Annotated in this window: 10 protein-coding genes; 2 read left to right on the forward strand and 8 right to left on the reverse strand. The window is 72.4% G+C overall.

Going from position 1 to position 12,137, the window contains the following annotated elements:
• Nucleotides 1-54: 54 nt before the first annotated feature.
• Entirely contained in the window at nucleotides 55-1,686 is a 1,632-nt protein-coding gene (purH, locus tag G4Z16_RS11610; protein WP_197350740.1) for a bifunctional phosphoribosylaminoimidazolecarboxamide formyltransferase/IMP cyclohydrolase, read from the reverse strand.
• A gap of 7 nt (nucleotides 1,687-1,693) precedes the next feature.
• Entirely contained in the window at nucleotides 1,694-2,344 is a 651-nt protein-coding gene (gene purN, locus G4Z16_RS11615; RefSeq protein WP_197354395.1) for a phosphoribosylglycinamide formyltransferase, read from the reverse strand.
• A gap of 424 nt (nucleotides 2,345-2,768) precedes the next feature.
• Here purN and G4Z16_RS11620 point away from each other — a divergent pair, with 424 nt between their 5' ends.
• Nucleotides 2,769-3,695, forward strand: a complete 927-nt coding sequence (locus G4Z16_RS11620; RefSeq protein ID WP_197350741.1) for a hypothetical protein — start codon at nucleotides 2,769-2,771, stop codon at nucleotides 3,693-3,695.
• Nucleotides 3,696-3,862: 167 nt separating this feature from the next.
• On the opposite strand, the gene G4Z16_RS11625 is transcribed toward G4Z16_RS11620, so the two are convergent.
• On the reverse strand, nucleotides 3,863-5,356 hold the full coding sequence (locus G4Z16_RS11625) for a cell division protein PerM (RefSeq protein WP_197350742.1): 1,494 nt from the start codon (nucleotides 5,354-5,356) through the stop codon (nucleotides 3,863-3,865).
• A gap of 146 nt (nucleotides 5,357-5,502) precedes the next feature.
• On the opposite strand from G4Z16_RS11625, the gene G4Z16_RS11630 reads away from it, so the two are divergent.
• Complete coding sequence (locus tag G4Z16_RS11630; RefSeq protein ID WP_197350743.1) at nucleotides 5,503-6,441, forward strand: RNA polymerase sigma factor; 939 nt, start codon at nucleotides 5,503-5,505, stop codon at nucleotides 6,439-6,441.
• 152 nt (nucleotides 6,442-6,593) lie between these two features.
• Here G4Z16_RS11630 and sucD read toward each other — a convergent pair whose 3' ends face one another.
• The 5 genes from sucD to G4Z16_RS11660 all read right to left on the reverse strand — a co-directional run bounded on the left by sucD (nucleotide 6,594) and on the right by G4Z16_RS11660 (nucleotide 12,131).
• Nucleotides 6,594-7,478: a succinate--CoA ligase subunit alpha gene (sucD, locus tag G4Z16_RS11635; protein ID WP_197350744.1), complete on the reverse strand. Its 885-nt coding sequence runs from the start codon at nucleotides 7,476-7,478 to the stop codon at nucleotides 6,594-6,596.
• A gap of 38 nt (nucleotides 7,479-7,516) precedes the next feature.
• Complete coding sequence (gene sucC, locus G4Z16_RS11640; protein ID WP_197350745.1) at nucleotides 7,517-8,689, reverse strand: ADP-forming succinate--CoA ligase subunit beta; 1,173 nt, start codon at nucleotides 8,687-8,689, stop codon at nucleotides 7,517-7,519.
• Nucleotides 8,690-9,181: 492 nt separating this feature from the next.
• A complete protein-coding gene (locus G4Z16_RS11645) occupies nucleotides 9,182-9,658 on the reverse strand; it encodes a hypothetical protein (RefSeq protein WP_197350746.1) in 477 nt (158 codons plus the stop codon).
• Nucleotides 9,659-9,772: 114 nt separating this feature from the next.
• Nucleotides 9,773-11,074, reverse strand: a complete 1,302-nt coding sequence (locus tag G4Z16_RS32195) for a hypothetical protein (RefSeq protein ID WP_216865963.1) — start codon at nucleotides 11,072-11,074, stop codon at nucleotides 9,773-9,775.
• 172 nt (nucleotides 11,075-11,246) lie between these two features.
• A complete protein-coding gene (locus tag G4Z16_RS11660) occupies nucleotides 11,247-12,131 on the reverse strand; it encodes a hypothetical protein (protein ID WP_197350749.1) in 885 nt (294 codons plus the stop codon).
• Nucleotides 12,132-12,137 lie beyond the last annotated feature (6 nt).

A 12,137-nucleotide genomic window follows, 5' to 3' on the forward strand; every position in this document is an offset into this window, starting at 1 on the left:
CCGGGAACGCTCCGCCCCCTGAGGGGGCCGGGATCCGGCCGCCGCCCGCGTACGTCAGTGGAAGAAGTGCCGCGTGCCGGTCAGGTACATCGTGATGCCGGCCTCCTTCGCGGCCTCCGTCACGGCCTCGTCGCGCACCGAACCACCGGGCTGCGCCACTGCCTTGACGCCCGCGCGCGTCAGCACCTCGAGCCCGTCCGGGAAGGGGAAGAAGGCGTCGGAAGCGGCGTAGGAGTCCCGCGCACGCTCCTCGCCCGCGCGCTGAACCGCGAGCTTCGCCGCATCCACCCGGTTGACCTGGCCCATCCCGACACCGACCGTGGCGCCGTCCTTGGCGAGCAGGATCGCGTTGGACTTCACGGCACGGCAGGCGCGCCAGGCGAAGGCCAGTTCCTCCAGCCCGGCAGGTGAGAGCGCCTCGCCGGTCGCCAGCGTCCAGTTGGCCGGGTCGTCGCCCGCTGCCTGCAGACGGTCCTTGACCTGGAGCAGCGCGCCACCCTCGATGGGCCTGAACTCGACCGACGCGGAGGGCTCTTCGGCGCAGCGCAGCACCCGGATGTTCTTCTTGCGGGAGAGCACCTCGACGGCGCCCTCCTCGTAGCCGGGTGCCACGACGACCTCGGTGAAGATCTCCGCGACCTGCTCGGCCATCGCGAGCGAGACCGGGCGGTTGACGGCGATGACGCCGCCGAACGCGGAGAGCGAGTCGCAGGCGTGCGCCTTGCGGTGGGCCTCGGCGACGTCCGAACCGACCGCGATCCCGCACGGGTTGGCGTGCTTGATGATCGCCACGCACGGCCGGTCCCCGTGCTCGTAGGCGGCGCGGCGCGCGGCTTCCGTGTCGACGTAGTTGTTGTACGACATCTCCTTGCCGTGCAACTGCTCGGCGCCCGGGAGGCCCGTGCCGCTGCCGTCGGTGTAGAGGGCGGCCGGCTGGTGCGGGTTCTCGCCGTAACGCAGCACGCTGCCGCGGGTCCAGGCCGCACCGGCGAACACGGGAAGCGGGTTCGCGGCGCCGGAGTCGGCGCCTGCCTCGGCCTCCGTGCCCGTGCCCGTGCCGTCCGGTGCGTAGCCGTCGGCGAACCAGCTCGCCACGGCCACGTCGTAGGCCGCCGTGTGCTGGAAGGCCTCGCCCGCGAGCCGCTTGCGCTCGGCCAGTTCGAAGCCTCCGGTGCCGCCGACGGCGTTCAGCACGTCGCCGTAGCGCTCCGGGTTGACGACGACGGCGACCGACGGGTGGTTCTTCGCCGCCGCGCGCACCATGGACGGCCCGCCGATGTCGATCTGCTCGACGCACTCGTCCGGTGTCGCACCGGAGGCGACGGTCTCCCGGAAGGGGTAGAGGTTGACGACGACGAGGTCGAAGGGCTCGATGCCCAGCTCGTCCAGCTGCTCCCGGTGCGAGGCCAGACGGCGGTCGGCGAGGATGCCCGCGTGCACGCGGGGGTGCAGCGTCTTGACCCGCCCGTCCAGGCACTCCGGGAATCCGGTCAGTTCCTCGACCGGCGTCACCGGGACACCCGCCGCGGCGATCCGCTTCGCGGTCGATCCCGTCGAGACGAGCTGCACACCCGCCGCGTGCAGACCCTGCGCCAGCTCGTCCAGGCCCGTCTTGTCGTAGACGCTCACCAGCGCCCTGCGGATCGGGAGCCGCTGCTCGGTGTCCTGACTCCGGCCCTGGCTCATGCCACCCTCACCCATCCTGCAGCCGTACCTTTCGTCCCTCGATGCGATAGCCGGCGCGGGAGAGGCGTCCCACGACGTCGACCAGCAGACGTCGCTCGACCTCCTTGATCCGCTCGTGCAGAGCGGCACCCTCGTCGGCGTGGTCCTCGTCCAGGACCTCCACCACGCCCTGCGCGATGATCGGCCCCGTGTCGACACCGTCGTCGACGAAGTGGACGGTGCACCCGGTGACCTTGGCCCCGTACGCCAGAGCGTCACGGACACCGTGGGTGCCGGGAAAACTGGGAAGGAGCGCCGGGTGGGTGTTGACCACCCGGCCTCCGAAGCGGGCGAGGAATTCCTTGCCCACGAGTTTCATGAAGCCCGCGGAGACGACGAGGTCCGGCTCGTACTCGGCGGTGGCCGCCGTCAGTGCCTCGTCCCACTCGTCGCGCGTCGCGTGGTCCCTCACCCGGCACACGTACGTGGGGATGCCCGCTCGCTCGGCCCGCTCCAGTCCCTCGATCCCGCGGCGGTCGGCGCCGACCGCCACGATCCGGGCGCCGTACGTCTCCGGCCCCTCGGCCTCGATGGCGTCGAGCAGGGCCTGGAGGTTCGTGCCGGAGCCGGAGACGAGGACGACGAGACGGGCGGGGTGCGTACGGGAGCGGGGGCCGATGCCCTGGCCGCTGCCGGTGTCGGGGCGGCTCGGGCTCTGGTGCGCAGCCACGGCGAAGCTCTCTCTCACGGGATTCGCCCGGCACGAAGGGCGCCGGACAAGGGGAGCAGCGGATTTGTGTGGTCGTACGAACTCATGGAGCGGCGGCTTCCGGGGAACTCTACGAAGCGTTCGACCGTCGGCAACGATACCGGCCCCTCACGCTGCCCCCTCGGGACGGGGGCGGATGTGCCAGGTAGCGTCAGGGAGGTACGGGCTGTCATGGATCGGGCGCATCCGGCATCCGCGGGTCGCCGACCGTGAAGGGCCGCACGACGACGGACCGGACAGTACGACGGCCACGAGGCACGGCCGGGACGATCGAGAAGCGACAGCACGAGAGCACGCAGACGAGACGACAGGACAAGGGGAAGACTCACTCCACATGGCCGACCGACGCCGCCGCCGTGCGGCCCCCTCGGACGACGCTTCGCGCGCGGACAACCCCTTCGCGGCACCACCGGAGGGGCAGGCCGACCAGCCGTGGCAGCCGCGCCGCTCAGCGGGCTCCGAGGGCGGGCCGGGGACGGACCAGGGACAGGGCGGGCCGGACTCCGGGAACGGTTCCGGCAACGGGAACGGGAACGGCGGGTCCGGTTCCGACTCCGACCCGGGCCGTGACCGCTCGGGGTGGGGCAGCCATTGGAGCAGCAAGCAGCCGGGTCGGCAGAGCGGCGGCTTCGGCGGTCCCGGTGGAGGCGGTGGCGGCGGCCAGGAGGGCGGCAACGGCGACGGCACGGGTGGCCAGGGCGGCGGCCTCGCCCGCGGTATGCGCTGGGACCCGACGGACCCGACGCAGCGGCACGCGCGCTACTCCCTCCACACCGGCGTCTGGGCGCTGTTCTTCTCCCTCTTCAGCCTTCCTGAGGTCGCGCTGCTCCTCGGGGCGCTGTCCCTCTACTGGGGCATCAGCGCGCTGCGCGGCGGCAAGTCCTCGTCCAGGTCCGGTACTTCGGGCAAGCGCGGCGGCTCCGGCACCGGGGCGACCGCGGAGGACGTGGCGGGCACGGACCGCACGGCCACGGAGGACGCACCGAAGCAGATGCCGCAGGTTCCGGTCGTGGTCAGTCCCGCGCAGGCGGCCAAGTCCCGTACGACGGCGGCCATCAGCGGCCTGATCGCCGCGTCGCTCGCGCTCGCGGTGGTCGTGGCGACGTTCACTTTCCAGCAGGTCTACAGCGAGTACTTCACGTGCACGGAGGACGCGCTGACGCAGTCCTCCCGTGAGGACTGCAAGGACCTGCTGCCGAGCGAACTGCGGCCGCTGCTCGAGAACCGCTCGTCGTCGGCCAGCGGTCTGCAGATGCGCTGAGGCCGGGCTCCCGGCAGGAGTCCGCGGGGCCGCGGCGGGCCGTCCGCGAGCGCGTACCTCTCCGACCGGCCTGAGCGGCAAGGCGGTCGGAGCCCGTCGACGCCGCCCCGCGTTGCGCCGGACCCGCTCCCCTGCCGGCCGCGCGCTCCCTGGCCGGCCGAAGGCCGTCAGTCCCGGCGCGGTTCGAAGTCCGGCATCAGCCCGCCCGACGCCGCCTTCAGCTCCCTCCAGCGGGCCAGGCGCGCGGCTGCCGCGTCGGGGCCGCCCTCGCCTCCGCGCCCCCGCAGCCGCCACGCCCGCAGCATGAGCGCCACCGGCGCTCCGACCAGCACCGCCCACACGAACGTGGCCGCACCCGTCAGCTGCCAGCTCGGCCCGAGGAACGCCATGGCCTCGGTGCCGAGCGCACCACCCGAGAACGCCGCGAGGACGGCGACGCCGACGGCGCATTCGCACGCCACGAGGACGACGACGGACGCCGTCGCTCTCCAGCTCACCGGCGCCTCGCGCCGGCCCGGGTCGGGCGCGGCGGCGCGCGCCACGTACCAGCCGATGGTCGCGCCCGCGGCCAGCGGCACGGTTGCGGCCGCGACGCCGCCGACGAGTCCGTAGCCGCTGTCAGACGCGGGCAACGCCTCCAGCAGCGGGAACGGCGGCAGCGGTGCGCTGCCCGTCTGCGTGAGCGGGCCGACCACGGCGCCGGTGCCGAGCGCGAAGCCGGGGCCGAGTCCGTACGCGGCCGCCCACACCGCGGCGTTCGGAAGCAGAGCGACCACGAGAAGGAGCACCGCGAACTGCCCCGTCCAGGAGCCGCCCGCGAGGCGCGGAAACGCGGACTGGACATCGTCCACGTGCCACAGCAGCACGCCGAGCGTGACGACGAGGCCGCCGGCGCACAGCACCGCCATCGCCGTCAGCGCGGTGTGCAGTGAGCCGACGCGCCGGGCGAGCGCGCGTGCCTCGGACAGCACGGGTGCCGCGGAGTCCCGCTCGCGCAACGCCGGCACGTCGGGCCACCGCGCGCTCTCGCCGGACGGTGAACGGGCAGGCGTGCCGGGCTCGTTGGGCGCCATCGGCGGCGTGCTCCCCCACCCCGGCCACAACGCCGCCACCGCGACGCACAGGACGAAGAGCGGCAGCCGCACCGAAGCGCTCAGCGCATCTGCCCGCACGGGCCCGGCGGATGCGAAGAGCACGGTGACCGCCCCCGTCACCAGATATCCGCCGGCCACGCAGCCGAGGGGCGACAGCGCACCCGGCGACCCGCCGTCCTCGCCGGACCCGCCCTCGCTCCCCGCGTCCCCGCCCGCGGAGAGCGCCTGCGCACACGCCCGGTACAGCAGCCACACGGGCGGAATCACCAGCAGCAGCGGCGTCAGCGCGACGGGCGCCGGGACACCGGAGAGCGTCTCGGTGCGGACGAGGGCACTGCCGTGCCCGAGCAGCCACAGATCGGCGGCGAGGTGCAGGGCGGCGCCTGCGCCGCTCTCCGGGTACGGCGAGATGATCCACAGCAGCAGCACGAGGACGGTGAGTGCTCCGAGCCCCAGTCCCGCGGCGAGCACCCCCTCGAAGAACCACGAGGCCTTCGACGGCAGCGGTCGTGACGTGCTGCGGCCGTACGGGGACAACGTCGAGCTGCGATGCGTCACTTGGCTCACATCGACATGCTGTCAACAACACACGTTCTGCCCTGGTAACACGCCTGTTGTCGATGTGTCGCCCAATATGTCCACATACACCTAGTCGGACAAGACGCTCACACGTGGCCGGGGCTGCCTCCCGGGCCGGATGAACTGGGGAGCACATGAGCGGACAGCAGCAGGAGCCGGCCGCCGCGGGAGCGGACAGCGCCGGCACCTCGGCGCAGCAGGACGCGGTCCCCTGCGCGCGGGACGAAGAACACCCGGGTCAGGACGGACCCTCCTCGGTCCAGGACCAAGCCCACCCGGCCGGGGACGGGCCTCCCCCCGACCGTTCCCCCACCGCCGCGTCGGACGCCTTCGACCTGCTCTACGAGAGCAGCGCGCCCGCCCTCGCCCGTCAGTCCTTCCTGCTGTGCGGCGGCCACGCCCTCGCCCGCCGCGTCGTCGCCCACGCCTTCCGGCTCGCGTGGCGCCGCTGGCCGCAGGTCGCCGTCGACCCCGATCCGGCGGGCTGGGTACGGGCCGTCGCACACCGGTCCGCACTTGCTCCCTGGCGCCAGGCCCGGCCCGTCCGATTCGTCCGCCGCGTGCGGGCGATGCGTCATGTCCCGCCCGGCGACCGGACCTTGCTCGACGCGCTGCTGCGCCTGCCGCCCTCCTACCGTGCGGCGCTGCTGCTGCACGACGGGCTGGGCCTGAGCCTCGGCGACACCGCCGCGGAAGTGGAGGCAAGCACAGCGGCGACCTCGGGGCGGCTGCGCCACGCACGTGCGGCGCTGGCCGGAAGGGTGCCGGCGCTGGGCGACGCCTCGCCGGAGGAACTGCCGGACGTGACGGCGCTTCTCCTACGTCAGCTGGCGGCCCCGCAGCCCGCGACGTTGCCGCCCGCGGAGCGTGTACGCGGAAGCAGCGAGGTCCGAGGCTGGTGCGGAACGACTGCCGCGCTGGGGCTCACCGTCGCGGTTGCGGCGACCGGTTTCGCGCTCGCCGTGTCCGACGACGAACGGAACCCGCCCAGGGTGCCCGTGCCCAAACCGCCGTCCTCGACGCTCGAGGCGGACCAGCAACCGGGCCGCCTGCAGCCGATGGTCCGCAAGTGAGCAGTGCGCGCGGGCCCGGAGAGACGAGCGGGCCCGCTCCCTGCGTCTGCCGCGTGGGAGCGGGCCCGTTCGTCGTTCGAGCTCAAGAGCCCGGGGCGTGAGCGGCGTTCACGGCGTCACGCCCTCACCCGGCCGGCGCCGGGGCGGGGGATTCAGCCGGCCAGCAGTCCGCGTGCCAGCCGTGCCGTCTCGGACGGCGTCTTGCCGACCTGGACGCCCGCGGCCTCCAGGGCCTCCTTCTTCGCCTGGGCGGTGCCCGACGAACCGGAGACGATGGCGCCCGCGTGCCCCATCGTCTTGCCCTCGGGAGCCGTGAAGCCCGCGACGTAGCCGACGACCGGCTTCGAGACGTTCGCCTTGATGAAGTCCGCGGCACGCTCCTCGGCGTCGCCGCCGATCTCGCCGATCATCACGATCAGGTCGGTGTCGGGGTCGGCCTCGAACGCCTTGAGGGCGTCGATGTGCGTCGTGCCGATGACGGGGTCGCCGCCGATGCCGACGCAGGTCGAGAAGCCGATGTCACGCAGCTCGTACATCATCTGGTACGTCAGCGTGCCGGACTTCGAGACCAGGCCGATGCGGCCCGGCTTGGTGATGTCCGACGGGATGATGCCGGCGTTGGACTGGCCGGGCGTGATCAGGCCGGGGCAGTTGGGGCCGACGATGCGGGTCCTGTTGCCCTTCTGGGAGGCGTAGTCCCAGAAGTAGGCCGTGTCGTGCACCGCGATGCCCTCGGTGATGACGACGGCCAGGCCGATCCCGGCGTCGACGGCCTCGACGACCGCGTCCTTGGCGAACTTCGGCGGTACGAAGATGACCGTGGTGTCGGCGCCGGTGGCCTCGATGGCCTCCTTCACGCCGCCGAAGACCGGCACCTGTGCACCGTCGAAGTCGACGTTCGTGCCCGCCTTGCGCGGGTTGACGCCGCCGACGATGTTCGTGCCGGAGGCCAGCATCCGCTTCGTGTGCTTCTGGCCCTCGGAGCCGGTCATCCCCTGGACGATGACCTTGCTCTCCTTGTTGAGGAAGATAGCCATGGTGTGTCGATGTCCTCGCAGATCTCGGTCTCGTCCGCTTACTTTGCGGCCAGCTCGGCAGCGCGGTCGGCCGCACCGTCCATGGTGTCCACCTGCTGCACGAGCGGGTGGTCCGCATCCGTGAGGATCTTGCGGCCCAGCTCGGCGTTGTTGCCGTCGAGGCGCACGACCAGCGGCTTGGTGACGTCCTCGCCCTTGCTCTTGAGCAGTTCGAGCGCCTGGACGATGCCGTTCGCGACGGCGTCGCAAGCGGTGATCCCGCCGAAGACGTTGACGAAGACCGACTTCACGTCCGGGTCCCCGAGAATGATCTCCAGGCCGTTCGCCATCACTTCGGCGGAGGCGCCGCCCCCGATGTCCAGGAAGTTGGCCGGCTTGACGTTGTCGTGCGCCTCACCCGCGTACGCGACGACGTCGAGAGTCGACATGACCAGACCCGCGCCGTTGCCGATGATGCCGACCTGGCCGTCGAGCTTGACGTAGTTGAGGTCCTTCGCCTTGGCGGCGGCCTCCAGCGGGTCGGCCGCGGCCTTGTCCTCCAGCGCCGCGTGGTCCGGCTGCCGGAACTCGGCGTTGGCGTCGAGCGAGACCTTTCCGTCCAGCGCGATGACCTTGCCCTCGCCCGTCTTGACGAGCGGGTTGACCTCGACGAGCAGCGCGTCCTCGCGGATGAAGACGTCCCACAGCTTCTTCAGGACCTCGGCGACCTGGTCGATCAGCTCGGCCGGGAACTTCGCGGCCTCGGCGATCTCGCGCGCCTTGGTGTCGGTGACGCCCTCGATGGCGTCGACGGGGATCTTCGCGAGCGCCTCAGGCTTGGTCGCGGCGACCTCCTCGATCTCGACACCGCCCTCGACGGAGGCCATGGCGAGGAACGTCCGGTTGGTGCGGTCCAGCAGGAAGGAGACGTAGTACTCCTCCGCGATGTCCGCGGTCTCGGCCAGCATGACCTTCTGGACCGTGTGGCCCTTGATGTCCATGCCCAGGATGGCCCTGGCCTTCTCGACGGCCTCCGCGGGGTCGGCCGCGAGCTTCACACCGCCGGCCTTGCCACGGCCGCCGGTCTTCACCTGCGCCTTGACGACCGCGCGACCACCGAGTCGCTCGGTCACCTCGCGCGCCGCCTCGGGCGTATCGATGACTTCGCCGGCCAGCACCGGTACGTCATGCTTGGCGAAGAGGTCCCTCGCCTGGTACTCGAACAGGTCCACGCGCGTACGTCCCCTTAATCAGTGGTTCGCGGTTGTCAGCGTGTCAGCGTGATCATGGGCGTGCCGCGTGGCCGCGGCGTCACGACGAGGCGCGGCATGTCCGCCTTGCAGGTTAGCCCCGCACCTGAGCGGTGCATAAATTCCAGCTCACACCTGTGCGGTGACAACGGTCACAGCGGCACGTACATGTTGTGCGGACGGAATCTACGCGCCACGCGGCCGCTTCCGCACTCCACGGTCCGGAAAGTCAGGGCCCTTCCGGCGCGTTCGTCCGCCACGAGCGGTATGGCCGGAAAGCCTCACCGCCAAGTGCCGCCCTGGCGGGGACAGTTCACGGGTGGGCACGGCCTGCTTCACGTGGGAGGGAGCTCGGCCCGCCCACGCAGTCAGCGCTCCGTCCGGCCACCCGAACCGGGTTGCCCCGCCGCGCTCGTGGCGTACGGAGCCGTCACGAGGCCGCGGACGCAACCCGGTTCACCGGCAGCCGTTCGGTCAGAGGGCCGGGATCGTCGGCGTGACGGGCAGGGCGGGGATCGAGGCGGGGATGATGCCGATGCTCGGGACGCCGGGGATCAACTCGGGTACCTCGATCACGAGGTCCTCCGGCAGCCCCGGCGCGGACGATGGGGCTGCCTGAGCCGGGATGCGGGACACAGTGCCCAGGTCCTTATTCGAGGGAGCCGCCGGCTTCTCGGACACGGCCGCACCGGCCTTCTGCGTGACATCCCTGATCGCCTTCCCTGAACTCCGCCTCGCCGCGTCCCCCGTCTCCTCCTCGTGCTGCGCGATGCGTCCGGTCTTCTCGAGAGTGTGCTGTGCCCCGTGCGTGATCTCCGTGACGGCATCCGTGCCGCCGACGACGGCCGCGCCGGCCGGTGCCTCGTTCGCCGACGCGCTGCCGGCAGCGCCTGCCAACAGCCCGGCGGCGGCTGCCGCGACAACGAATCCGCGGCGAACACTGCTGCTCATGTGCATGGTTACCTCGATTGCGTGGTCGGTGGTGGTGAAGCGATGAGCGATGGGTGGAGATGCGGGGTGGCCCGACCCCCTTAGCCGGCCACCCCGCATCCCCTCACCGGCGGCTCAGAGGCCGGCCGGCGCCTGGGACGCGACGGGCAGACCCGGGATGTTGGCCGGGTCGGTCAGGTCGCGCTTGGTCGGTGCGGTGACGAGGCTTCCCACGTTCGTGACGGTGTGGGCGGCCAGCTTGTCCACGTTTCCGTGGACACCGGTGCCGGCCAACTCGTGTGCGTACACGGCGGAGTCGGCGGCGACGCCCTCGGCGAAGGTGCCCAGGTCACCGCTCGCGTCCTGGGTGAGGGCCGTGGTGCGGTAGTAGGTGCTCTCCACGAAGGGAGCGGTCGTGGAGAGGGCGCAGTCGACCGTCCTGGCCGCGTCCACGGCGAACTGGTAGCCGGTGGCCCGCGCGTGGAGCGCGACGGGACGGACCGCGGTGACGTTGCCGGTGACGTTGTCGATGAGCGGGTGGGCGGTGGCGACGGTGTTGCGGACGGTGCCCACCGTCTCCTCGGCGTGACGGCCCTCGAGCACGGCGGTCAGCTGCTCGGGACGCAGAGGTGCCGCGGGGAGGGCGCCGGCCAGATCACCTGCGGACGGGGCAGAGGGCACCGCCGGGACGTCCGCAGTCGGCACACCCGGAACGGTGGGGACGCCGGGAACGGCCGGAACCGCGGGCGCTGCGGGCAGAGACGGCACAGCGGGAGCCGGCAGGCGGCCGGAGACGTCGTCCACGCCGGGAACGGCCGGAACCGCAGGAACGGCGGGGACGGCAGGAACCGCAGGAACCGCGGGCAGTGCGGGTGCGGCGGGGAGAACGGGGGCGGCGGGCACGCCGGGAAGTGCCTGGACCGAGGGAACGCCGGGTGCGACGGGCAGCGCGTCCGTGGCCGGACGGATGTCCTTCTGGGCTTCCTTGATGGCCTTGCTGGCGTGCCCGGTCCTGTCGAACACCTGGCCCGCGGCGCCCCTGGCACCCTCGACGGCGCCGGTGGCGTCCGTGCCGCGAAGCTTCCCGGTCACGCCGTCGGCGGCACCCGCGGGCAGGCCCCCGGTGGGCAGGGTGTTGGTGGGCAGGCCGTTCTCGGGGATGCCCTTGCTCGGCAGCTCTTCGCGGACCTCGCCGGTGACGTCCTCGACCGTTCCGGTCGTCTCCTTCACGGTGTCCGTCGCGCGCCGCACCGTGTCGGCCACGGTGCCCTTGCCGTCCTCACCGGCCTTCTCGGTCTTCTCGACGGTGCCGCCCACGGCGCTGCCTGCGCCGGACGGCACGGGCAGCTCAGCCGCGGACGCACCGGCCGTGCTCAGCGCCCATATGCCGGAAGCGGCGGCGGCGACCATCAGTGAACGTCGGATGTTCTTGCGCATGAGACGGAAGTCCTTCGAATTCAGGGGATCTTGAGCCCCGGATGCCGGACGGCGGGATCCGATCGGGATCCGTGCCGCTGCTCCGGGGATTCGGGCGGGCAGACCTGTCCACCCCCGCGTGGCAGGTCGCGAGCGCGCGTCACGCGCTGCGCAGACGGGTGGAAGGTCTGCCCTAGCCGGGGAATTCGAGGACGTCGCCGGCACTGTCACGCGTCGGCGTACCGTCCGCGGCGCGCACGGCGCCGGACTGAAGCGGCCCGAGGTGCTCGGTGCCTGGCACGACCGCGTCGTGCTGGTGCGGGCCTCCGCGCTGGCCCTGGCCGTCGCCGGTGTACTGCGACGCGCTGGGCGCGGGCACGGCGGGCGTGCGGTGGAAGGGAAGCCTGTCGGCGGGGTCTCCGTCGTTCTGGGAGATGCCGTCTTCGGCCGTCGCGGCGGCGGCTCCGGGATATGACGCCGAGAACGCCAATGCCCGGCTGCCGTGCGTTCCCTGACCGTCGGTGCGGTCGCCCGCGCCGTCGGCCGTGGCACCCGACGCGCCGTCCGTACCGACGTCACCGGCGCAGCCGTCGGCGCCGCCCGAACCGTCGCCGGCGATGGCTTCGCCGACTCCGAGACCGAGGCGCCCGGGCAGTCCGCCCAGGCCCGACGGGCCGGACGCGCTCTCGACGGCTTCGCCGACCGGGCGTGTGACCTCGCCGGTGCGGGAGGCTCCTTCCGCGACCGGGCTCACGACGTCCGAGGCCGTGCGCCCTGTCGCGTCCCGTACCTCGCGCCTGTGCTTCGCCGCGAGTTCGGCCTTGGTGAGTGCGTGCCCGGCCTTTTCCTTGCCGGCCTTGCTCGCCGTGGAACCCGCGTCCGGGCCGGACGGTGTCCCGGACTTCACCAGTGGGGACGATGCTCCGCCGGCGTCCCGTACATCGTGACCGGACCCGGAAGCGGCCTGCGCGCTGCCACCGAAGACGAAGGCGAGAGCGAGGAAACCCCCGAGGAAGAGGAACGTCAGCAGGGCCCGCCGCGCGGCGGCCGGGCGCGGCAGGCGCACGGCGGCAGGCACAGCTGA

It is taken from the genome of Streptomyces bathyalis (assembly GCF_015910445.1).
GTDB classification, from domain to species: domain Bacteria; phylum Actinomycetota; class Actinomycetes; order Streptomycetales; family Streptomycetaceae; genus Streptomyces; species Streptomyces bathyalis.